This is a genomic window from Thioclava sp. F28-4 (assembly GCF_002020045.1).
GTDB classification, from domain to species: Bacteria; Pseudomonadota; Alphaproteobacteria; order Rhodobacterales; family Rhodobacteraceae; genus Thioclava; species Thioclava sediminum.
The window spans coordinates 261,944-284,107 of record NZ_MPZQ01000002.1; the positions used below are offsets into that span (position 1 = coordinate 261,944).

A 22,164-nucleotide genomic window follows, 5' to 3' on the forward strand; every position below is an offset into this window, starting at 1 on the left:
CGCCCTGTTTCGGCCTTGCGACAGGAGGCGCCGTGGGGGCGCCTCCGGCGGGGATATTTACACCAAGGGGAAGGATCAGCCTTCGATCTTGGTGAGGTCGGCCACATCGAGACAGATTTGCCGGATGCGCGAAAGCAGGTTCAGACGGTTGCGCCGCAAGATCGGGTTGTCGGCGTTGATCTGCACCGCCTCGAAGAAAGCGTCGATCGGCGCGCGCAGGTCGGCCATGGCGGACATGGCGGCGGCGAAATCTTCGTCTGCCATCGCCGGGGCGATCTTGGCTTCGGCTGCGTCGAGCGCGGCGAAGAGGGCCTTTTCCTCGTCCGTCTCCGCGAATTTCGGATCGGCGCCGAAGCTGTATTCCACGCCGTCCTTTTCCTCGGCCTGCGTGAGGATGTTATTCGCGCGCTTGAAACCCTGAATCAGGTTCTCGCCATCGTCGGTCTTGAAGAAGTCCGACAGCGCCTCGGCCCGTTTGACGACGAGGGTGAGATCGTCGCTGCCCGGCATGGCGAGCACGGCGTCGATCACGTCGTGACGGATGCCTGCGTCGCGCAGGTGGACCTTGAGGCGGTCGTGGAAGAAGGACATGAGGTCGGCGACTTCATTTGACCGGTCAGTGGGAGCGGGCGCGCCAATTCCGGCGATACTCGGCGTGTCCCCGATATTCGCCATATCTCCCACTTTCATTTTTTCTCGGTCCTTGTCGACTGCGGTAATTCCTGCCGCGAAAATTGCTTTAAGCGACATCCGCAGGCCATTCGCCGAGATCAACCGTATCACGCCCAGCGCCGCGCGACGCAGCGCGAAGGGGTCCTTCGAGCCAGTCGGCTTCTCGTCGATCGCCCAGAAGCCGGTCAGCGTGTCGATCTTGTCGGCGAGCGCGACTGCGACCGAGACGGGCTCGGACGGCACCGCATCGGACGGGCCCAGCGGCGCGTAATGGTCGCGGCAAGCATCGGCGACGGCCTCCGACAGCCCCGCCTTTTGCGCGTAATAGCGGCCCATCACGCCCTGCAGTTCCGGGAATTCATAGACCATTTCCGAGCGCAGATCGGATTTGGCGACGCGGGCGGCCTCGGCGGCGAGGTCCGGCTTGGCGCCGACCAAGGGCGCGATTTCGCGCGCGAGGTTTTCGATCCGGCGGATGCGGTCGCCCTGCGAGCCCAGCTTGTTGTGGAAGGTCACGGCGTCGAGCCCCGCGCCCATGCCTTCCAGACCGTGGGCCTGAACGGTGCGCAGGTCGTTTTCCCAGAAGAACTTGGCGTCCGACAGACGCGCCGAGAGCACTTTCTGGTTGCCCGCGAGGATGGTCGCGCCGTGATCGGCGGTCTCGCGGTTGGCGACGGTCACGAAGCCTTCGATCCGGGCGGTCTTGGGGTTCTTCACCGAGAAGAATTTCTGATGCTCTTTCATCGAGGTCTGCAGCACCTCGGGCGGCAGGTCGAGGAACTCGCCGTCGATTTCGCCCATCAGGGTGACGGGCCATTCGACGAGGCCCGAGACCTCGGCCAGCAGACCCTTGTCCGGCACCACTTCCCAGCCCTTGGCGAAGGCCATCTGCGCGGCATCGTGGTCGATCGCCTCGGCACGCTCATTGGGGTCGAGCATCACCTTGGCGGCCTTCAACTGCTTGGCGTAGCTCTCGTAGCCCGAGACCTGAAACACATCGGGCGCCATGAAGCGGTGACCGCGCGTGGTGTCGCCGGCCTTAATGCCGTCCACGTCGAGCGGCACGACGGTCGCGCCGGCCTCGTCGGTCAGGATCGCGAGGATCGAATGCAGCGGGCGGACCCAGCGCAGCGAACCCTCGCCCCAGCGCATCGATTTCGGCCAGGGGAAGTTGCGGATCGTTTTCTCCAGCACCTCGGCCACGATCTCGGTCGCGGGGCGGCCCGGCTTTTCGATCACGGCGAAATAGACCTGCCCCTTCTTGTCGTCGCGCGCCTCAAGCTGATCCATGCTCAGCCCGGTCGAGCGCAGGAAGCCCTCGATCGCCTTCTCGGGCGCGTCGGTGCGCGGGCCCTTGCGCTCTTCGCGCAGGGTCGGCGAATTCGCGGTCAGCCCCTCTACGGTCAGCGTCAGGCGGCGCGGGGTCGAGAAAGCGCCGGCGGAGGCATAGGTCAGACCCGCCTCGACGACGCCATCGGTGATCAGTTTCTTCAGATCCTCGCGAGCCTTGGGCTGCATCCGCGCGGGGATTTCTTCGGAGAACAGTTCAATCAGAAGATCGGGCATGTCATTTCTCCGCTTCGTCGTTCAGTTGGTGCCAGACATAGGCCCGGCCATCGGGATAAAGAGCCACGACGCGGTCAACGCCGGGGTGGATATTGTGTTGCGACAGGAAGGCCACCGCGCGGCCTGCCTCGAGGTCCGCGCCGATGGTTTTCGCATCATAGCAGTCGAACCATTTCGGGCCGATCAGAGGGGTCGGTCGGTCGTAGACCTCATAGGTCTCGGTCGCCGTTGCAATCGACAGATCGGTGTCGAAGCAGGCCCGGTAGCGCAGGGGCGAGCTGTCCGCGTCGATCCCTTTGTAGCCTTCGGCCTGCAGCTGGTCCTGCGTCGTGCCGTCCAGCTCCATCAGCGACACTTTCGCCGCGTCGGAGCCCGGCGCGATCTCGTCGTAATAACCGTATTCCTGCGAATAATAGACCACCGCGCCGAAGACGAGCGCGATTACCACGATGCCGCCTCCGATGAGCTTACCATTCACGCGACAGCCTCGTTGGCTTCATTCGTGGCCGCCCCGCCCGCTTCGGTCTGCACGAAAGCGTCGGCGCAGGCCTTGGCCAGCGCACGAACGCGGCCGATATAGGCCTGACGCTCGGTGACCGAGATCACGCCGCGCGCGTCGAGCAGGTTAAAGAGATGCGACGCCTTGATGCACTGGTCGTATGCGGGATGCGCCATGATGATCTTGCGACCCGCATCGTCCGCCTCGGGCGAGGCGAGGATACGTTCGCATTCGGCCTCGGCATCCTCGAAATGGCGCAGCAGCGTCTCGGTATCTGCCACGTCGAAATTCCAGCGCGAATATTCCTGCTCGGTCTGGCGGAACACGTCGCCGTATTTCAACGCGATCGGCGCGGAGGGGTCGTTATAGGGCATGTCCATGACGTGATCGATGCCCAGCACATACATCGCCAGACGCTCGAGCCCGTAGGTCAGCTCGCCCGAGACCGGCTTGCAGTCATGGCCGCCGACCTGCTGGAAATAGGTGAACTGGCTGACTTCCATACCGTCGCACCAGACCTCCCAGCCAAGCCCCCACGCGCCGAGCGTCGGGCTTTCCCAGTCGTCTTCCACGAAGCGGATATCGTGCAGTTCGGTATCGATCCCGATCGCGCGGAGCGAGCCGAGATACAGCTCCTGTAGGTCCGGCGGGCTCGGTTTGATGAGCACCTGATACTGATAGTAGTGCTGCAGGCGGTTCGGGTTCTCGCCATAGCGGCCATCGGTCGGACGGCGTGAGGGCTGGACATAGGCGGCCGCCCACGGCTTGGAGCCAAGCGCGCGCAGCGTCGTCGCCGGGTGGAAGGTGCCTGCCCCCACTTCCATGTCATAAGGCTGCATCACCGCGCAGCCTTTCGAGGCCCAATAGCTCATCAGGCGCAGGATGATTTCCTGAAAGGATTTCGGGGCGTCCGGGTTTGCCATATTTCGCACCTTCCGTTGAAGCGCCTTCTCTCTAGGCAAGGGGCGCGGGGGCGTCAACGCCCTGCAAGGATTAGGGCGGACGATCTGCGCAACTCAACATGCAATGCTGCGGCCCCCGCCCCACAACGGCGGATTTCATGACTCAAAAGAGGGCGTTTGGGGGGTGACCTCCGCCCGCGTTTCGCTAAGGTCGGGGGAAAAGCATATTTTACGGGGGCAGCAATGCGGGCAATTTCACGGACAGTTTCGATCGTCGTCGGAGCCAGCCTCACCGGCATGATCTGGACCGGCACGGCCTGGGCCGAAGTCTGGGTGCAGATCGAGGCGAAAAGCTCGCTCGCCCAAGCCGAAGCGCGCGCCCGCGACTGGGCAGGCATGTTCCCCGACACGACCGGTTTTCGGCTCGATTCCGGCTGGTATGCGATCGCGCTTGGCCCCTTTGCCGATGATGCCGAGGCGAATGCGCGCCGCCGGGTTCTGCGCCGCGAGGGGCTGATCCCGCGCGACAGTTTCGTGGCCGATGGCAACAACTTCCGCCAGCAATTCTGGCCGGTCGGCGCGACCCTGAACGCCCCCCCGCAGGCGCCCCAACAGCCCGCCCCGCAAGCCGACACGCAAAGCGACGTGCGCGGCGCGCCGATGCCCGCCCCGATCGACGTGGAGCCTCTGGACGGGCCGGATGCGACCGCGCAAACGGGCGATCAGACCACGCCCCCGGACACCGCTGCGCAAGACACCGCCACCGCGCCTGAGCCGGTGAACCCCGACACCACAACCACAGCCGACACCCCTGCCCCGCAGGAGGTCACGCCCGCGCCCGAACCGGTCGAGACGCTACGGGACTCGCGCCGGTTGGAGGCCGCACTCGATCCGCAGACCAAGCGCGACATCCAGACCGCTCTGGAATGGGAAGGCAGCTATCAGGGCGCGATCGACGGAATTTTCGGCCGCGGCACCCGCAATTCGATCGCCGACTGGCAGATGAAGAACGATTACGAGCCGACCGGCGTACTGTCCTCGACCCAGCAGGCGGCGCTTCTGGACAAGGTCGCCTCCGAGCGCGCGGCGCTGGGGCTGCAGACCGTGACCGAAGATCAGGCCGGCATCCGGATCGACCTGCCGATGGGGCTGGTGAAATTCGACCGCTACAATGCGCCCTTCGTGAATTACGCGCCCAAGGATGGCAGCGGCGTGCAGGTTCTGCTGATTTCCCAGCCCGGCGACGCCGCGCGGCTGCGTGGTCTTTATGACGCGATGCAGACGCTCGAAATCGTGCCGACGGGAGGCGAGCGCAACATTCGCGGCAACAGCTTCACCATCGAAGGCCAGAACACTGCTGTGCAGTCCTACACCCATGCGGAACTCTCGCGCGGGCAGATCAAGGGCTTCACGCTGGTTTGGCCCGCCGGGGACGACACGCGCCGGGCCCGCGTGCTCGACGCGATGAAAAAGAGCTTCACGCCCATCGGCACCTCGTCGCTCGACGCGACGCTCGGCCAGCCGATGTCGGTGACGCGGGCCGCCCTGATGGCGGGGATCGAGAAACGCGCGCCGATCTTCTCGCGCTCGGGCTTCTTTATCGATGCCGATGGCCATGTGTTGACCGCCGCCGAGGGGCTCGACCAATGCGGGCGGATCACCATCGAGGATCACCCCGCCTCGCTCAGCTTCGACGGCGGCGCCAAGGGCTATGCGGTCCTGACCCCGAAAGACACGCTGGCGCCGAAGGAAGTCGCGAAGTTCAACCCCGATGCCCCGATGGCCGGGAGCAAGGTTGCGGTGGCGGGCTTCTCCTATCCCGAAGCGCTCTCCGCGCCGGTGCTCAATTTCGGCACGCTCTCCGCCCTCAAGGGGCTGGAAGGGCAAGACAGTCAGGCCCGGATCGAGGCGCAGACCCGCGCGGGCGACGTGGGCGGGCCGGTTCTCGACGGCTCCGGCGCGGTCGTGGGGATGTTGCTGCCTTCGAATGACAATGCCAACCGCGTGCTGCCCGACAACCTGACCGTTGCGCTGCAGGCGAAGGCGATGGCGCCGGGCCTGTCGGACAACGGTTTCACCCCGAAGGCCGCAGGCATCTCGGCCAATCGAGACCCCGAAGACCTGCAGCAGATCGCGGACGGGATGGTGGTGCAGATTTCCTGCTGGAAGTGATCAGCCGCGCCAGAAGCGCGGCAGCAACAGCACGAGCACGCTCATCAGTTCGAGCCGCCCGAGGCACATTGCCGCGCTCATCAGCCATTTCGCGCTGTCCGGGAAATCCGCGACCGAGCCGTTCGCGGTGATCTCCGGCCCCCATGCGGGGCCGATATTGGCGATCGAAGTCCAGGCGGCGGTCATCGCCGTCTCCGTCCCGAGGCCGGTGAAGGTCAGCGCGATGATCAGCATCCCGAAAATCAGGATGAACAGCGAGAAGAAGGCCATCACCGAGTTGACCACGCTATCCTCGACCGGGCGGCCGTCATATTGCACCTTCAGCAGACGGTGCGGCGAGTAGAGCCGCTGGATCTGCGCCTTGATCGCCTCGAGAAGGATCAGGTAGCGGAACACCTTGACCGAACAGGCGGTGGAGGCCGTGCAGCCCCCGATCAGCCCGGAAATCAGCAGGATCGTGAAGGCCAGATGCCCCCATTGGGTCACGTCCTCCGAGGCATAGCCCGTGCCGGTGAAGGTCGAGACCACGTTGAACGTCACCTCGCGCAGCGTCGGCCAGAAGGACGCCTCGTGGCGGATCATGCGGTAAAGCACGATGATCGCGATCGCATAGCCCATCCAGCGCAGGAAGGCGCGCACCTGCGGGTCGCGCCAGAGCGGCATCGTGTCGCCGCGCATCACCTGCACGAAGCGGATGAACGGCATCGCCGCCAGCGCCATGAAGACCGAAGCCGCGTATTCCGGCGCGCCCTTATAGGTGGCGAAGCTGGCGTCGTAATTGGAAAACCCGCCCGTGCTCATCGTGGTGAGCGCATGCATGATCGCGTCGAACCCCTTCATCCCGAGGCCGAGATAGGTCAGCGCGCAGGCGATGGTCAGCCCGACATAGATGCGGATCAGCGCGGTCGAGATGTCCATCGCACGCGGCAGGATTTTCCCAAGCGTATCAAACCCTTCCGAGCGGAAGAACTGCATCCCGCCGACCTTCATCACCGGCAGGAAGATCATCGCGACGATGATGATCCCCAGACCGCCCAGCCATTGCAGCAGCCCGCGCCAGAGGTTCACCCCCGGCGGCAACCCGTCGAGATGCGGGATCGCGGTGGTCCCCGTCGTGGTCAGCCCCGACATCGCCTCGAAATAGGCATCGACCAGCGACAGATGCGGCACGCCCAGCATGAAAGGCAGCGCCCCGAAGAAGGGCAGCGTCAGCCAGACGAGCGAGGTCAGAAGAAAGCTTTGATGGATCGACAGCGTCCGAGCCAACCCGTCGCGCGAGGCCAGCGCCAGCAGCGCGCCCGCCGTCGTCGTCAGCACCGCGCTTTCGACGAAGACCAGCCAATGCGCTGCGCCATAACCCAAATCCACCGCCGCCGGGATAAGCATCGTCAGCCCCAGCACGGATGTCAGCATTCCGATGATATATCCAACCGGGCGCAGATCGATCATGCGCCCCACCTTGCCCAGAGCGCCGGTCTAGTCAATCCCAGACGGGCCGGGACAGGCCTGTGGTCGCGTAGCGTGACTTTGCAAACCCGAGCGGTTTGGTCAGTAAATTTGCCCAACTTTGCAGGTAGGCCCTTGCGCTGCGGCGCGGCAACGCTACCGTAGCGCCACTTTCGACAATAGGGAGAACGCTATGTTCAACAAGATCCTCGTGGCCAACCGTGGCGAGATCGCCATCCGAGTGATGCGCGCCGCCAACGAGCTCGGCAAAAAGACGGTCGCCGTCTATGCCGAAGAGGACAAGTTGGGCCTGCACCGTTTCAAGGCCGATGAAGCGTACCGCATTGGCGAGGGCCTTTCGCCCGTCGGCGCCTATCTCTCCATCGAAGAGATCATCCGCGTCGCCAAGGAAAGCGGTGCCGATGCGATCCACCCGGGCTATGGCCTGCTCTCGGAAAACCCCGATTTCGTCGAAGCCTGCGACGCCGCCGGCATCACCTTCATCGGTCCGAAGGCCGAAACGATGCGCGCGCTTGGCGACAAGGCCTCGGCGCGTCGCGTGGCGATCAAGGCCGGTGTGCCGGTCATCCCCGCGACCGAGGTGCTGGGCGAGGATTTCGACGCGATCAAGAAAGAGGCCGCAGAGATCGGCTACCCGCTGATGCTGAAAGCCAGCTGGGGCGGCGGCGGGCGCGGCATGCGCCCGATCCTTGGCGAGGAGGAACTGGTCGAGAAGGTCCGCGAGGGACGTCGCGAAGCCGAAGCCGCCTTCGGCAATGGCGAGGGCTATCTCGAGAAGATGATCATCCGCGCGCGCCACGTCGAGGTGCAGCTGCTGGGCGACACGCATGGCAATCTCTATCACCTCTACGAGCGCGACTGCACCGTGCAGCGCCGCAACCAGAAGGTCGTCGAACGCGCCCCTGCCCCCTATCTCTCGGACGAGCAGCGCGAAGAGGTCTGCCAGCTCGCGCTGAAGATCGGTCAGGCGGTCGGCTATGAATGTGCCGGCACGGTCGAATTCCTGATGGATATGGACTCGGACAAGTTCTACTTCATCGAGGTCAACCCGCGCGTTCAGGTCGAGCATACCGTGACCGAAGAGGTCACCGGCATCGACATCGTGCAGGCCCAGATCAAGATCGCCGAGGGCGCGACGCTGGCCGAAGCCACCCGCGCGAAATCTCAGGACGAGATCGAACTGTCGGGCCACGCGCTCCAATGCCGTGTGACCACCGAAGACCCGCAAAACAACTTCATCCCCGATTACGGCCGCCTGACCGCCTATCGCTCGGCGACCGGTAACGGCATCCGCCTCGATGGCGGCACCGCCTATGCGGGCGGCGTCATCACCCGCTATTACGACTCGCTTCTGGTGAAGGTCACCGCCTGGGCGCAGGATCCCGATCAGGCGATCCGCCGGATGGACCGCGCCCTGCGCGAATTCCGTATCCGCGGCGTGAGCACGAATATCGACTTCGTCATCAACCTGCTCAAGCACCCGACCTTCCTCGACATGAGCTACACGACGAAGTTCATCGACACGACGCCGGAGCTGTTCGACTTCAAGCAGCGCCGCGACCGGGGCACCAAGATCCTGACCTATATCGCGGATATCACCGTGAACGGTCACCCCGAGACCGCGGGCCGCAACAAACCCCATGCGGAGGCGAAACCGCCGCGCTTGCCCGCCTTCAGGGATGAGGCAAAACCGGGCAGCCGGAACCTGCTGGAGAAGGAAGGCGCGAAAGCGGTCGCCGACTGGATGAAGACGCAGAAGAAACTTCTGCTGACCGACACCACGATGCGCGATGGCCACCAGTCGCTGCTCGCGACCCGGATGCGCTCGATCGACATGATCAAGGCAGCCCCCGCCTATGCCTCGAACCTCAGCGATCTGTTCTCGGTCGAATGCTGGGGCGGCGCGACCTTCGACGTGGCTTACCGCTTCTTGCAGGAATGCCCGTGGCAGCGCCTGCGCGACATTCGCGAGGAGATGCCTAACATCCTGACGCAGATGCTGCTGCGCGCCTCGAACGGCGTGGGCTACACGAACTACCCCGACAACGTGGTGCAATTCTTCGTTAAGCAGGCCGCGGAGAGCGGCGTCGACGTGTTCCGCGTCTTCGACTCGCTGAACTGGGTCGAGAACATGCGCGTCGCGATGGATGCGGTTATCGAAAGCGGCAAGATCTGCGAAGGCACGATCTGCTACACCGGCGATATCCTCGATCCGGACCGCGCCAAATATGACCTGAAATACTATATCGGGATGGCAAAAGAGCTGGAGGCCGCGGGCGCGCATGTGCTGGGTCTCAAGGACATGGCGGGCCTGCTGAAACCCGCCGCCGCCCGCAAGCTGATCGCGGCGCTGAAGGAAGAGGTCGATATCCCGATCCACTTCCACACCCATGACACGAGCGGAATCGCGGGCGCGACCATTCTCGCGGCGGCAGATGCGGGCGTCGATGCGGTGGATGCGGCGATGGACGCCTTCTCGGGCGGCACTTCGCAGCCCTGCCTCGGCTCGATCGTGGAGGCGCTGGCCCATACCGAGCGCGATACCGGCCTCGATATCCACGCGATCCGCATGATGTCGAACTATTGGGAGGCCGTGCGCCACCAATATGCGGCCTTCGAGAGCGGCCTCGAAGCCCCGGCTTCCGAGGTCTATCTGCACGAGATGCCCGGCGGCCAGTTCACCAACCTCAAGGCGCAGGCGCGCTCGCTGGGGCTGGAAGAGCGCTGGCACGAGGTGGCGCAGGCCTATGCCGACGCCAACCAGATCTTCGGCGATATCGTGAAGGTCACGCCGTCCTCGAAAGTCGTGGGCGACATGGCGCTGATGATGGTCGCGCAGGGCCTGTCGAAGGAAGACGTGCTCGACCCGGCCAAGGATGTCTCCTTCCCGGATTCGGTCATCGACATGATGCGCGGCAATCTCGGCCAACCGCCCGGTGGCTGGCCCGAGGGGATCGTGGCGAAGGTGCTCAAGGGCGAGGCTCCCTCGACCGAGCGCCCGGGCAAGAACCTGCCCCCGGTCGATCTGGAAGCCGCCCGCAAGGAGGTCTCCGAGCAGCTCGACGGGCGCGAAATCGACAATGAGGATCTCGCGGGCTACCTGATGTATCCCAAGGTCTTCACCGATTACGCGAGCCGCCACGAAGCCTATGGCCCGGTGCGCACCCTGCCCACCCCGGTCTTCTTCTACGGGATGGAGCCGCAAGACGAGATCTCCGCCGAGATCGACCCCGGCAAGACGCTGGAAATCCGCTATCTCACCACCGGCGAGACCGACGAGCTAGGCGAGGTGAAGGTCTATTTCGAACTCAACGGCCAGCCCCGCGCCGTACGCGTCCCCAACCGCGCGGTGAAGGCGACGACGGCGGCGAAACCGAAGGCCGAGGCGGGCAACCCGAACCATATCGGCGCGCCGATGCCGGGCTCGATCGCCTCGATCGCGGTCAATGTCGGCCAGAAGGTGAAGCCGGGCGATATGCTCCTGACCATCGAAGCGATGAAGATGGAGACCGGCATTCATTCCGACCGCGAAGCCACGGTGAAGGCGATCCATGTCTCGCCGGGCGCCCAGATCGACGCGAAGGATCTGCTGGTCGAACTGGAGTAATCCGCGATCCCCAAAACAAAAACGCGCGCCGAGGCCCCGCCCCCGGCGCGCGTTTTTATTTGTTGGAAAGATCAGGTCCAGAACGTCATTGGGAACACGGAGGCCCCTGTTTCTTGTCGACCGCCCTACGGGCAACATTGACAAGACCGTCCGGGATTATAGGATCGTAACGATTTTTATCAGCATCTTAATCTATTCATAATTTTCAGAAAGATTTGTGAATGACGACGATTAGAGCGGAGTCCGACTGCGCGAAAGCAGGCATCAATTTCGAGAAAATTTCGCGCTGGCAATATCTCCTGACACAACGTGAGATTACGGACACGATCCTGAAGCGTTACAGTTTCGGCGGCTGGCACCTTCGTGTCGGCGACGGAGTATGCGTTTCGAAGCTGGAAGATGCCAAGGGCCGTGCGATCGGCCTTTTCATCGGTATCGGAGTCGATAACGAGACCTTGGTGAAGGGCACCCATAAAATCCCGTCACTCGATTTGGATCGCGATAGCTTCTTTGAGGATTTCGAAGACTGGCTCTTTTACGTTTCCGGTCGGTATAATGTATTTATTGCCAAAGGCGATTCAAAGCGATTTTACAGTGACGCAGTCGGTATGAATGGCATGGTCTATGACCGTGAAGAGCGACAGGTCGCGTCGAGCCTTGCCCTTTGCATCGAGCGCGATACGACACCCCATCCGCTATACGACCATTCTCTCATCGAGCGCGGCGAAGGCAATTACAGCCTGTTCCACACTTACGATAAGGATGTCCGTCGCGGTAATCCGAATTTCTATCTCGATCTCAATGACTTTTCCGAAACTCGCTTTTGGCCGCGCGACGAGGATTTCACGACAGATCGATCGCATGACGATATTTACGGAGAAATAATTCAACGAACCTCGAAGGTTATCGGAGAGATCAACGCCAATTTCAAAACCGCGCTCCCGTTATCGGGAGGGCAGGATAGCCGCTTGCTCGCTTCGATATCGCGCACGAACCTCGCGGGCTTCGACCAATTTTTCACCCATATCCATAATTACGCGAGCAGGATCGACGCAACGATCGCTGGAACACTCGCGAAGGTCCTGCAGGTCGACCATGAAATCCACGACAAGCGGAATATCAAGGTCTCTGAAGAGGATGTTTCGCGGTTCGAAGCCGAATTCCATGCCGCGCTCGGGTTCAAGAAAAAGCTGACCCGAGAAGTCGCTCACGGGCTGCATGAATGCCTCGAGGATAGGATGGTGATCCTGCGCGGCCACCAAACCGACTTGTTGCGTGCCGTGTTCATCGACAAGCTGGGCGAGGACGGAAGAAATAACCTACGCTGGCAAGTCAAACGCCTGCTGATCGTTCCGGGCAAAGCGTTCGACCGCAAGACATACAGGACGTTTCTTCCCGAGTATCAGAACTGGGTCGAAACGCTTCCCGAAAACGCTGCGAAGCGCCAAGTCGATCTCATGTTCCTCGAAATATACTACAGCTCGACAATCGGGCTCATTTTCCCGGCACTTACGCGAAACTTCTTCATGTCGCCCTTCAACAGTCGACATCTGATATCCCTGTCTCTTTCAATCGAAGAGGGTTATCGCAAAAACAGCTTTGCAGTTAACGATATTATTTTCCAGGTTGATCCTGAGCTTCACGACGTCCCGTTCGATTATGAATTCGGCGGCGCCGATCTCGGGCGCATCGACGACCAACAGGCGATGGCGGAGCTGACAGCCGCGCGCCGCAAAGCCAGCGAAACGCGCGTCGCACTCAGGACGCAGCACCCAGATTTGGCGGCGTCCGAGGACGTCCTTGTGCCCTGAGCGACGAGCTCGCGCATGAAGCTCGAGGGACGAGGGTCACCGTAGAGGGCTGAACTTCCGTCTCGCGGCGTCGCAAAACGTGTCCGCGCGCATCCAGAGGTCGGCAATGGCCAGACGTGCCGCCAAACACCCTCTGCGCGTTCGACAGATGACGGACGCTCAGGGGCGCCCGCCTCTGATTGCGATGTCTTGTCAGAATTCTACGACGAAGAGGCCGCGCCCCCTGCCCCGGCTCGGATCGCATGGATCGGGTCGCAGGAGCCCCAAGCCGTCTCAGACCGATAGCCTCGCGGGCACACCGCGATCGAGGCCTTACCGCTGGCCTTCAAACGGGTCACGCGAAACTCGACGCGCGGGGTGTAGTAGTTGCGCTTGGTCTTGAGCCTGTCGACCTTCCAGCCAAACGTCGTGCGCTTTGGATTGTCGACAAGCACCTGCACCGGCTGCAACGGCAAGTCGAAATGATGGAGGAACGTGTCGTAGACCTTCCATTCCCCGCCCGGGATTTTCAGCAGATCGACCTCGCCGGGTGTCGAATTCGACAGATGGCCGGTCTCGAAGGTGCAACGCATCACCTGCGTCCCGCGCGGCAGCTTCGGCTGCTCGGGATTTGCCAGCACCGGGCCAGCGGAAAAGACGACGAAAGCTGCGAAAAGAAATGGACGGAACATATGGCCTCGACAAATTAATCGGGCACGAAGCGGCCCGATTAATGCAAGACCAACGCCCGGATGTTAAAAGAGATCGCTGCCCTCGCGGGCGGAAACTTCAAGCAGTCCCATAACATAGCCGGCAACAGAGCGGAAAGATATGAGTGAGATTTCACTTTCCCCGGAGCGCCAGAACGCGGCTGCGACTTGCGCTGTGCGGGAGCGGCGGATCTCGCCTTCGGGCAGGGTCGCGATATCGGCGGGCGAGAGCTTCATCACCACCTGATCCGCCTTGTCCCCACGAATGGTAAACATCGCGCGGGCGTCGGAGACGTTGACGACCATCGCGTGGTCCGCCGCAAGCGCCTCGGCCAGCCGATCGGTCAGCGCGGGGGCCTCGTCATGAGCGCAGATCAGCAACAGCTCATCCGGGCTCATCCAGGCGATCGAGCGCCCGTTTGCGGTTTCGATCCGGCGCGGGCCGGGGACGGGAAGCCCCTCGGCCTTGAGCGCTTTAGCGAGCCCCTTGGCCTCCAGATCGGAGCGGATCGAGATCATGCCCACCAGCCCGGCCTCGGACACGGTGACGAAACCTTCGTGGGTCTGGCCCGAAAGGGCGCTGACGGCCTCAGACATTCTGCTTCTCCCCGTCCTTATCGTAGAAGACCGGATCGACGATCCGCGCCTTGACCATTTCCTCGCCCTCGCCGGTGAACTCGATCACCTCGCCCATACGGTCGGGCCCGTTCAGCACCAGCCCCATCGCGATCCCCTTGCCGATCGTTGGCGAGTAGTAGGTCGAGGTGACGCGGCCCTGCGTGTGGCGCTGACCGTTGGCGTTGAACCCATCGGCGGGCGCGTGGCTGCCATCGGGGATGACCGATCCGTCGAGCGTCTCGAGGCCGACCAGCTTCCAGCGGTTCGGGTCGGTCATGTGGGACCGCTCCTGCGCGCGCTTGCCCAGATAGTCGGTCTTCTTCTTCGAGAGCGCCCAGTTCAACCCCAGATCCTGCGGGATCACCGTGCCGTCGGTCTCGTCGCCGATCATGATGAAGCCCTTCTCGGCGCGCATCACGTGCAGCGCCTCGGTGCCGTAGGGCATCACGCCAAGCGCCTCGCCCTCGGCCATGAGCGCCTTCCAAAGCGCGAGGCCTTGGCTCGCGGGCACCGAGATCTCGTAGCTCAGTTCGCCCGAGAAGGAGATCCGGAAGATGCGCGCGTCGAAAGCGCCCAGCTTGCCCTCGGTCCATTTCATGAAGGGCAGCGTCTCCTTGCTGACATCCATGCCGCCCAAGCGTTCCAGCAGCTCGCGCGATTTCGGACCGACGACGGCGATCTGCGCATATTGCTCGGTCAGGTTCGCGGTATAGACCTTCCAGTCCCACCACTCGCATTGCAGCCAGTCTTCCATCCAGCCGTGGATGTGATCGGCCCCGCCCGAGGTCGTGTGGCACAGCCACGTATCTTCGTCGAGCCGCGCCACGACCCCGTCATCCATCAGGAAGCCGTTCTCGTTGCACATCAGCCCGTAGCGGCATTTGCCCACCGGCAGGGTCGACATCATGTTCGTGTAGAGCATGTCGAGGAATTTCCCCGCATCCGGCCCTTTCACCACGATCTTGCCCAGCGTCGAGGCGTCGAGCATGCCCACATTCTTGCGGGTATTGGTGATCTCGCGATTGACCGCGTCGCGGTGGCTCTCGCCGGATTTCGGGTAGCAATAGGGGCGACGCCAATGGCCGACCGGTTCCCAATGCGCGCCCTTGGCCTCGTGCCAGGACTGGATCGGAGTGCGGCGCAGCGGCTGGAATAGCTCGCCCTTGGCCTCCGCCGTCACAGCGCCGAGCGAAATCGGCGTGTAGGGCGGGCGGAAGGTGGTCGTGCCAGTGGCCGGGATCGGTTGGCCAAGCGCGTCCGAGAGGATCGCGAGCCCGTTGATATTGCTCAGTTTCCCCTGATCGGTCGCCATGCCGAGCGTAGTGTAGCGCTTGGTATGTTCGACCGACTCGTAGCCCTCGCGGGCGGCGACTTGCACGTCGGAGACTTTCACGTCGTTCTGGTAGTCGAGGAAGCTCTTGAAGCGCAGCGCATCGGGCGCGCCTGCGGGCATCATCCAGACCGGGGCGAGCGGCGCTTCTTCCTCGGAAGCGGCACCGATGCCCAGACCGCCCATCGCCTCGGAGAGCGTCAGATCGCCATTGGCGGCCCCCACGACCGTCGCCATGCCGGTCCCATCCGCGCCGGTCGGCGGACGGTTGGGATCGGGGCGGAACATCGCGCGCGCATCGTCCCAAGTCAGCTTGCCGCCGCAATGGGACCACAGGTGCACGACCGGCGACCAGCCGCCCGACATCGCGACGCAATCACAGTCGATCATCTCGACCGCACCGCCCTCGCCTGCCTGTGCGCAGATCTCGACGCCGGAGACGCCCTTGCGGCCCAGTACTTTCGCGATGCCGCGCCCTTCGAGGACACGCACGCCGCGCGCCTTCACGGCTTCGGGCAGCGCGCCATGGGTTTCCTCGCGCGCATCGACCACGGCTGAGACTGTCAGACCTGCATCGAGGATCGCGAGCGCCGTGCGGTAGGCGTCGTCATTGTTGGTCACGAGCACCGTGCGATCGCCGGGCGAAACCGCCCAGTTCACGATGTAGTCGCGCACCGCCGAGGCCAGCATCACGCCGGGCACGTCGTTGCCCGCGAAGGCCAGCGGACGCTCGATCGCGCCGGTCGCGGTGATCGTGTGCCCCGCACGGATGCGCCAGAGACGGTGGCGCGGACGGCCATCGCCGGGGGTGGTGTCGGCGAGGTTCTCGTAGCCGATGACATAGCCATGATCGTGCAGACCCGCCGCCATCAGGCGGGTGCGCATCGTGACATTCTCCATCGAGGACAGTTCGACCAGCGCGCTGTCGATCCAGGTCTGCGCGTCGTGACCGTCGATCTGACCGCCATCGACCGGCGTACGCCCGCCCCAGTTCGGGGTCTGCTCGATCAGCCAGACCCGCTTGCCCGCGCGGCCTTCTTTCAGCGCCGCGGCAAGACCCGCCACGCCACCGCCCACGACAAGCACGTCGCAATGGGCATAGACCTGTTCATAGCGATCCGGGTCGGCCTCTTTCGGCACACCGCCAAGACCTGCGGATTTGCGGATGATGGGCTCGAACAGGTGCTTCCACGCAGCCCGCGGCGCCATGAAGGTCTTGTAGTAGAAACCCGCGGGCAGGAATTTGTAGAAGGTGTTGTTGATCTCACCGATATCGAAGTCGAGCGACGGCCAGTGGTTCTGGCTCGTGGTCTCGGCGCCTTCGAACAGCTCGGTCGTGGTCGTGCGCTGATCGGGCTCGAACCGCGCGTTACGGCCCAGACCGACGAGCGCGTTCGGCTCTTCCGCGCCGGACGCCACGATGCCGCGCGGACGGTGATATTTGAACGACCGGCCCACCATGACCTGACCGCCACCCAAGAGCGCCGAGGCCAGCGTATCGCCCGCAAAGCCACGCATCGGCTTGCCGTTGAAGGTGAAGGCGAGCGGTTTCGCGCGGTCGATCAGACGACCACCCTTGGAAAGACGCGTGCTCATTTATAGCCCTCCCAGTCGGGGCGTTTCGCTTTGATCTTCGCGATCACATCGGCGGGGGGCTCGGTGGTCTGCACCTTGTAGGTGGCGAAAACCTCGAGCGTGTTGGTGTCGCGTGCAGCCAGGAACCACTTGCCGCAGCCATAGGCATGCCGCCAGCGTTCGAAATGGACGCCTTTCGGGTTCTTGCGGGCGAACAGGTAGCCCTCGAACTCGTCATCCGACGAGCCCGGCCCGAAGCGCTTGAGATGCGCCTCTCCGCCCGGGGCGAATTCGGTTTCCTCGGCAATGACGCCGCAGCAGGGACAGGTGAGGGTCAGCATTTGGGAAGCACCTCTTTACTGGAGAGCGCCGGGAGGGATTTGAAGCAGATCGAAAGGGAGGTCGTCTTCATCAGTGCGCCACCCCTGCGGCGACGCTTTCGTCGATGAAGCGGCCTTCCTTGAAACGGTCGAGCCCGAATTGGTCGGTCAGCGGCGAGTGGCCGCGCGCGATCAGTTCGGCCATGCCATAGCCCGAGCCCGGGATCGCCTTGAACCCGCCGGTGCCCCAGCCGCAATTGACGAAGATGCCCTCGACCGGAGTTTTCGACAGGATGGGCGAGCGGTCGCCGGTCATGTCCACGATGCCGCCCCACTGGCGCAGCATCTTGAGGCGCGAGATGATCGGGAAGGTCTCGACCAGCGCACGGGTGGTTTCCTCGACATGGTGCCACGAGCCGCGCTGGGTATAGTTGTTGAACCCGTCCGTGCCGCCGCCGATCACCATCTCGCCCTTGTCGGATTGCGACATGTAGCCGTGCACGGTGTTGGCCATCACGACCACATCCATGCAGGGTTTGATCGGCTCGGAGACCCAAGCCTGCAGCGCCACGCTCTCGATCGGCAGACGGAAGCCCGCCATCTCGGCCATGACCGAGGAGTGCCCCGCGACGACGATGGCGAGCTGTTCGCAGTCGATCTCGCCCTTGCTGGTCGAGATGCCCTGCACCTTGCCGCCTTCGGTGCGCACACCGGTCACTTCGCATTTCTGGATGATGTCCATGCCCATATCGGAACAGGCCCGCGCATAGCCCCAGGCCACCGCATCGTGCCGTGCCGTGCCGCCGCGTTTTTGCAGCAAAGCGCCCAGCACCGGGTAGCGCGGCCCGTCGATATTGATGATCGGCACGAGATCCTTGACCTGCTGCGGCCCGATCCATTCGGTGTCGATACCCTGCAGGCGGTTGGCGTGCACCGTGCGCTTGTAGCCGCGCACCTCATGCTCGGTCTGGCCCAGCATCAGAAGGCCGCGCGGCGAGAACATCACGTTGTAGTTCAGATCCTGACTCAGATCCTCGTAAAGCGCGCGGGCTTTCTCGTAGATCGCCGCCGAGGGGTCCTGCAGGTAGTTCGAGCGGATGATCGTGGTGTTGCGGCCCGTATTGCCGCCGCCCAGCCAGCCTTTCTCGATCACCGCGACATCGGTGATGCCATGCACCTTGCCGAGGTAATAGGCGGTGGCGAGGCCATGCCCGCCCGCCCCAACGACGATGACCTTGTAGCGTTTCTTCGGCTCGGGGGAGCGCCAGGCTCGCTCCCAGCCGCGATGGAAGCGCATCGCCTCACGTGCAACGGCAAACATCGAATAGCGTTTCATGAGCGCGCCTCCGAGCAGTCTCGACTCTTTCGCCTTTGTGATGGACCGGGGCGGCGGACGAAAGCCCCCCTGTTGCGGCATCGCAGGGAAAAAAGCGACATGGGCCTGCGACATCGAGTTCCATTCACGCGCTAGACCCTTTCGGCGCGGCGTCATCTCGCCTAAATGGGGAACGAAGGATGAGGAGACGCCATGCTGTTCTGGATTATCGCCGCCGCGCTCGTTGCGGTCATCGCGCTTTTGTTCGCCCTTGCGCTGCTGCGTGGGCGCGGCGAGGACGAGATGGCCCCTGCGGCCTCGTATGACGTGCAGGTCTATCGCGACCAGCTGCGCGATCTGGAGCGCGACGTCGAACGCGGCGTCACCTCGCGCGAGGAAGCCGACCGCGCGAAGCTGGAAATTTCGCGCCGGATGCTCGAGGCCGACCGCAAGGCACAGGCAGGCTCCGATCTGGGCCGCGCGCCGAAAGGGGCGACCATCGCAGTCGTGCTCGGCGTCGTCGTGATTTTCGGCGGGGCATTCGCGCTTTACGATTACGTGGGGCAGGACGGGTACGAGGACCAGCCTATCGGCGTGCGTCTTGCGGATGCCGACAAGCTTTATGACAGCCGCCCCTCGCAGGCCGAAGCCGAGAAAATGGCAAAAGCCCGCGCGACCGCCCCCCAATCCAACCCGGATCCGCAATTCCTCGCACTGATGAAGAAGCTGCGCGAAGCCGTGGCGAAAAAGCCCAACGATCCGAAAGGTCTCGAACTGCTGGCACGCAACGAGGCGACTCTGGGCAACTTCGATGCCGCATGGAAGGCGCAGCAGCGTCTCGTCGCGACCAAGGGGGATTCTGCGACGGCGCAGGATTACGCCGAGCTGGGCGACATGATGGCCGTGGCGGCAGGCGGAATGATCACCCCCGAGGCGGAGAAAGTCTTCGCGACCGCACTGACGATGGATCCGAAGAATGGGCTGTCGCTCTATTATGTCGGCCTGATGATGCTGCAGAACGGGCGTGCCGACCGTGCGTTCCGCTTCTGGGACAGCGCATTGCGCAACTCGGAGAATAGCGACCCCTGGGTGCCGATGATGCGGCAGAACATCGAGGAACTGGCATGGCTCGCGGGCGAGAAGGACTACACCCCGCCCAGACCGCGCGGCGCGCCCGGCCCGTCGCAGGCCGACGTCGCGGCTGCGGCGGATATGTCGCCCGAGGCCCGTCAGGACATGATCCGCTCGATGGTGGAGCGGCTGAACGACCGGCTCGCGCAGGAAGGCGGCAGCGCGGATGATTGGGCACGTCTCATCTCCTCGCTGCGCATGATCGGCGAGGTCGACCGCGCCGATGCGATCTATGGCGAAGCGAAGGGCAAATTCGGCTCGCGCCCGGAAGACATGGCGAAGATCGACGCGGCCCATCAGGCGCCCGCCGGTCAGGCGCTCAAGGATATGGGTGGCGCCTCGGCGGGGCAAAGCGCACCGCAAGCGGCACCGGCCCTCCCCGGCCCGAGCGCCCAGCAGATGAAGGACGCGCAGTCGATGACGCCCGAGGAGCGCCAGCAGATGATCCAGGGCATGGTCGACGGTCTCTTTGACCGGCTGACCACCGACGGCGGCACGCCGCAGGAATGGGCGCGCGTGATCTCGTCGCTCGCGACGCTGGGCGAGAATGCACGCGCCAAGGAAGCCTGGGGCGAGGCGCAAAAGGCGCTGGCCGACAATCCGGACGCGCTGGCTCAGGTCGAGGCGGCGGCGAAATCGGCAGGTGTGGCGGAATGATCTGCGAGACGATCGAAGAGTTCGCCGAAGCGATCCCCCGCATGGGCGGGGTCGCGGGGCTAGATCTGGGCACCAAGACCATCGGCGTCGCGGTGTCCGACGGGCTGCGCTCGGTCGCGACGCCGCTCTCGACGATCAAACGCAAGAAATTCGGTGTCGATGCCGAGGCGCTTCTGAAGATCGTGGCGGAGCGCGAGCTGAAGGGCCTGATCCTCGGCCTGCCGAAGAACATGGACGGGACCGAGGGCGCGCGCTGCCAATCGACCCGCGCCTTCGCCCGCAACCTCAGCCGTCTGACCGATCTGCCGATCGGCTATTGGGACGAGCGGCTGAGCACGGTCGCCGCCGAACGCGCAATGCTGGAGGCCGACATGTCGCGCGCCAAACGCGCCGAGGCGATCGACCACGTCGCGGCGAGCTTCATCCTGCAAGGCGCGCTGGATCGGCTGCGCTATCTGGGGGCGGCATGAACAATCCTTCCGACAGCGACGGCATCTGGAAACGCGCCGAGATCGAGAGCCCCTGCGTCAAGCTCTGCCAGATCCACCCCGAGGCGCGGATCTGCATCGGCTGCTACCGCACGATGGAAGAAATCGGCGCATGGTCGCGAATGACGCCCGAGGCGCGCCGCGAAGTGATGGCGGAGCTGCCCGAGCGCGCGCCGCAACTGCGCAAACGCCGGGGCGGACGCGCGGGCCGGCAAGACCGCTGAGCGCTTAAGCGCCGGCCTCTTTCGCCGGGAAGACGAAGCAACGATCGCGGCGGATCATCAACCACATCGGCGTGCCGGGCTTCGGCAGGAAGACGTTAGGGACGCTGGCGCGCAGGATCGTGCCGTCGAAATCCATCCGAAACTCGACGAGGCTTTCGCGGCCCAAGAAGCGGGCACGTTCGACGACGCCACGCGCGGGCGTGCCGTCCTGCGGCGTCGGGGCCGGGCCGCGTCCGGCCCGGTCGAAATCGATCTTCAGATGCTGCGGGCGGATCACGATATCGATCTCGGTCCCGTCTGCATGGCCCGGCGTCAGGAAATCGCCAAAGGGTGTCACGGTCAGCGCGTCTTGCACCTTCCCCTTGAGCACGTTCACATCCGAGAAGAACGCCGCCGCCGCCCGATCCACCGGCGCGTTGTAAAGGTTATAAGGCGCACCGCGCTGCACGATTTTCCCGCCGCGCATCAGCAGGATTTCATCGGCCATCCGCATCGCCTCATGTGGCTCATGAGTGACCAGCAGAACGGCGGTGTTTTCCTCTTTCAGAAGCGCCAGCGTCTCGTCGCGGATATCGTCGCGCAGGCGCTCGTCCAGTCCCGAGAAAGGCTCGTCCATCAAGAGGATACGCGGCCGGGGCGCAAGCGCACGGGCCAGTGCCACGCGCTGCTGCTCGCCGCCCGAAAGCCCGTGCGGATAGCTGTCGCGATGCCGCGTGAGCCGCACCTTCTCGAGCAGTTCCGTCACGCGGGCGCGCTTTGCCGCCGCGTCGCCCTTGAGACCGAAGGCGATATTCTCGGCCACCGTCAGATGCGGAAACAGCGCGAAGTCCTGAAACATCAGCCCGATCGCGCGTTGCTCGGGTGGGATGCGGAACACCGTGTCGCAGATCAGCTTGCCATCGACGTAGATCTCGCCCGTATCCTGCATGTCGACGCCCGCGATCAGCCGCAGCGTCGTCGACTTGCCGCAGCCCGAGGGGCCCAGCAGACAGGTCACCTGCCCCGCAGGGATCGCGAAGGACACGTCATCGACGACGGCCCGCCCGTCGAACACGCGGCCAAGCGCGCGAACTTCGAGGCGCGGAGGGGGTAATTGTGCGCTCATGCAGCGAAATCTCGAC

At 63.9% G+C, this 22,164-nt stretch carries 16 protein-coding genes; 6 read left to right on the forward strand and 10 right to left on the reverse strand.

Going from position 1 to position 22,164, the window contains the following annotated elements; all coding sequences use genetic code 11:
• Positions 1–75 precede the first annotated feature (75 nt).
• The 3 genes from glyS to BMI87_RS06095 are packed head-to-tail and all read right to left on the reverse strand — an operon-like array spanning position 76 to position 3,660.
• Complete coding sequence (gene glyS, locus BMI87_RS06085) at positions 76–2,238, reverse strand: glycine--tRNA ligase subunit beta (protein WP_078520275.1); 2,163 nt, start codon at positions 2,236–2,238, stop codon at positions 76–78.
• Position 2,239: 1 nt separating this feature from the next.
• Positions 2,240–2,716 carry a DUF6446 family protein gene (locus tag BMI87_RS06090; protein ID WP_078520276.1) on the reverse strand — a complete coding sequence of 159 codons (477 nt, stop codon included), beginning with the start codon at positions 2,714–2,716 and terminating at the stop codon, positions 2,240–2,242.
• Positions 2,713–3,660 carry a glycine--tRNA ligase subunit alpha gene (locus BMI87_RS06095; RefSeq protein WP_078520277.1) on the reverse strand — a complete coding sequence of 316 codons (948 nt, stop codon included), beginning with the start codon at positions 3,658–3,660 and terminating at the stop codon, positions 2,713–2,715. The genes BMI87_RS06090 and BMI87_RS06095 overlap by 4 nt, the downstream gene beginning before the upstream one ends.
• A gap of 222 nt (positions 3,661–3,882) precedes the next feature.
• Between BMI87_RS06095 and BMI87_RS06100 the strand changes: the two genes are divergently transcribed.
• Positions 3,883–5,811 (forward strand): trypsin-like peptidase domain-containing protein, encoded by a 1,929-nt coding sequence (locus tag BMI87_RS06100; RefSeq protein ID WP_078520278.1) that lies wholly within the window; start codon positions 3,883–3,885, stop codon positions 5,809–5,811.
• Here BMI87_RS06100 and BMI87_RS06105 read toward each other — a convergent pair whose 3' ends face one another.
• Complete coding sequence (locus tag BMI87_RS06105) at positions 5,812–7,260, reverse strand: TrkH family potassium uptake protein (RefSeq protein WP_078520279.1); 1,449 nt, start codon at positions 7,258–7,260, stop codon at positions 5,812–5,814.
• Positions 7,261–7,450: 190 nt separating this feature from the next.
• On the opposite strand from BMI87_RS06105, the gene BMI87_RS06110 reads away from it, so the two are divergent.
• Complete coding sequence (locus BMI87_RS06110) at positions 7,451–10,885, forward strand: pyruvate carboxylase (protein ID WP_078520280.1); 3,435 nt, start codon at positions 7,451–7,453, stop codon at positions 10,883–10,885.
• Between the two features lie 221 nt (positions 10,886–11,106).
• Positions 11,107–12,696, forward strand: a complete 1,590-nt coding sequence (locus tag BMI87_RS06115) for a hypothetical protein (RefSeq protein ID WP_078520281.1) — start codon at positions 11,107–11,109, stop codon at positions 12,694–12,696.
• A 200-nt stretch (positions 12,697–12,896) separates the two neighbouring features.
• On the opposite strand, the gene BMI87_RS06120 is transcribed toward BMI87_RS06115, so the two are convergent.
• The 5 genes from BMI87_RS06120 to BMI87_RS06140 all read right to left on the reverse strand — a co-directional run bounded on the left by BMI87_RS06120 (position 12,897) and on the right by BMI87_RS06140 (position 18,564).
• Positions 12,897–13,367 (reverse strand): hypothetical protein, encoded by a 471-nt coding sequence (locus BMI87_RS06120; RefSeq protein WP_078520282.1) that lies wholly within the window; start codon positions 13,365–13,367, stop codon positions 12,897–12,899.
• Between the two features lie 63 nt (positions 13,368–13,430).
• The gene (locus BMI87_RS06125) at positions 13,431–13,982 is read right to left on the reverse strand and encodes a sarcosine oxidase subunit gamma (RefSeq protein ID WP_078520283.1); all 552 of its coding nucleotides are present in this window, start codon (positions 13,980–13,982) and stop codon (positions 13,431–13,433) included.
• On the reverse strand, positions 13,975–16,929 hold the full coding sequence (locus BMI87_RS06130) for a sarcosine oxidase subunit alpha family protein (protein ID WP_078520284.1): 2,955 nt from the start codon (positions 16,927–16,929) through the stop codon (positions 13,975–13,977). Before BMI87_RS06130 ends, BMI87_RS06125 begins: the two co-directional genes overlap by 8 nt.
• Complete coding sequence (locus tag BMI87_RS06135) at positions 16,926–17,249, reverse strand: sarcosine oxidase subunit delta (RefSeq protein ID WP_078520285.1); 324 nt, start codon at positions 17,247–17,249, stop codon at positions 16,926–16,928. Before BMI87_RS06135 ends, BMI87_RS06130 begins: the two co-directional genes overlap by 4 nt.
• Before the next feature lie 70 nt (positions 17,250–17,319).
• Positions 17,320–18,564, reverse strand: a complete 1,245-nt coding sequence (locus BMI87_RS06140) for a sarcosine oxidase subunit beta family protein (RefSeq protein WP_078520286.1) — start codon at positions 18,562–18,564, stop codon at positions 17,320–17,322.
• A gap of 192 nt (positions 18,565–18,756) precedes the next feature.
• On the opposite strand from BMI87_RS06140, the gene ccmI reads away from it, so the two are divergent.
• From ccmI to BMI87_RS06155, 3 genes are read left to right on the forward strand one after another with little or no spacing between them, the layout of a single operon-like run.
• Positions 18,757–20,331, forward strand: a complete 1,575-nt coding sequence (gene ccmI, locus BMI87_RS06145; RefSeq protein ID WP_078520287.1) for a c-type cytochrome biogenesis protein CcmI — start codon at positions 18,757–18,759, stop codon at positions 20,329–20,331.
• On the forward strand, positions 20,328–20,801 hold the full coding sequence (gene ruvX / locus BMI87_RS06150) for a Holliday junction resolvase RuvX (RefSeq protein WP_078520288.1): 474 nt from the start codon (positions 20,328–20,330) through the stop codon (positions 20,799–20,801). Before ccmI ends, ruvX begins: the two co-directional genes overlap by 4 nt.
• The gene (locus tag BMI87_RS06155) at positions 20,798–21,043 is read left to right on the forward strand and encodes a DUF1289 domain-containing protein (RefSeq protein ID WP_078520289.1); all 246 of its coding nucleotides are present in this window, start codon (positions 20,798–20,800) and stop codon (positions 21,041–21,043) included. Before ruvX ends, BMI87_RS06155 begins: the two co-directional genes overlap by 4 nt.
• 4 nt (positions 21,044–21,047) lie before the next feature.
• Here BMI87_RS06155 and BMI87_RS06160 read toward each other — a convergent pair whose 3' ends face one another.
• Positions 21,048–22,148 (reverse strand): ABC transporter ATP-binding protein, encoded by a 1,101-nt coding sequence (locus BMI87_RS06160; protein WP_078520290.1) that lies wholly within the window; start codon positions 22,146–22,148, stop codon positions 21,048–21,050.
• Positions 22,149–22,164 lie beyond the last annotated feature (16 nt).

Bases quoted from the DNA above. Each gene is read 5' to 3' on its own strand.
- BMI87_RS06130 (WP_078520284.1), bottom strand. From the start codon at position 16,929: ATGAGCACGCGTCTTTCCAAGGGTGGTCGTCTGATCGACCGCGCGAAA.
- BMI87_RS06125 (WP_078520283.1), bottom strand. From the start codon at position 13,982: ATGTCTGAGGCCGTCAGCGCCCTTTCGGGCCAGACCCACGAAGGTTTC.
- BMI87_RS06100 (WP_078520278.1), top strand. From the start codon at position 3,883: ATGCGGGCAATTTCACGGACAGTTTCGATCGTCGTCGGAGCCAGCCTC.
- BMI87_RS06155 (WP_078520289.1), top strand. From the start codon at position 20,798: ATGAACAATCCTTCCGACAGCGACGGCATCTGGAAACGCGCCGAGATC.
- BMI87_RS06160 (WP_078520290.1), bottom strand. From the start codon at position 22,148: ATGAGCGCACAATTACCCCCTCCGCGCCTCGAAGTTCGCGCGCTTGGC.
- BMI87_RS06105 (WP_078520279.1), bottom strand. From the start codon at position 7,260: ATGATCGATCTGCGCCCGGTTGGATATATCATCGGAATGCTGACATCC.
- glyS (WP_078520275.1), bottom strand. From the start codon at position 2,238: ATGCCCGATCTTCTGATTGAACTGTTCTCCGAAGAAATCCCCGCGCGG.
- BMI87_RS06120 (WP_078520282.1), bottom strand. From the start codon at position 13,367: ATGTTCCGTCCATTTCTTTTCGCAGCTTTCGTCGTCTTTTCCGCTGGC.
- BMI87_RS06095 (WP_078520277.1), bottom strand. From the start codon at position 3,660: ATGGCAAACCCGGACGCCCCGAAATCCTTTCAGGAAATCATCCTGCGC.
- BMI87_RS06135 (WP_078520285.1), bottom strand. From the start codon at position 17,249: ATGCTGACCCTCACCTGTCCCTGCTGCGGCGTCATTGCCGAGGAAACC.
- BMI87_RS06140 (WP_078520286.1), bottom strand. From the start codon at position 18,564: ATGAAACGCTATTCGATGTTTGCCGTTGCACGTGAGGCGATGCGCTTC.
- ruvX (WP_078520288.1), top strand. From the start codon at position 20,328: ATGATCTGCGAGACGATCGAAGAGTTCGCCGAAGCGATCCCCCGCATG.
- BMI87_RS06115 (WP_078520281.1), top strand. From the start codon at position 11,107: ATGACGACGATTAGAGCGGAGTCCGACTGCGCGAAAGCAGGCATCAAT.
- ccmI (WP_078520287.1), top strand. From the start codon at position 18,757: ATGCTGTTCTGGATTATCGCCGCCGCGCTCGTTGCGGTCATCGCGCTT.
- BMI87_RS06110 (WP_078520280.1), top strand. From the start codon at position 7,451: ATGTTCAACAAGATCCTCGTGGCCAACCGTGGCGAGATCGCCATCCGA.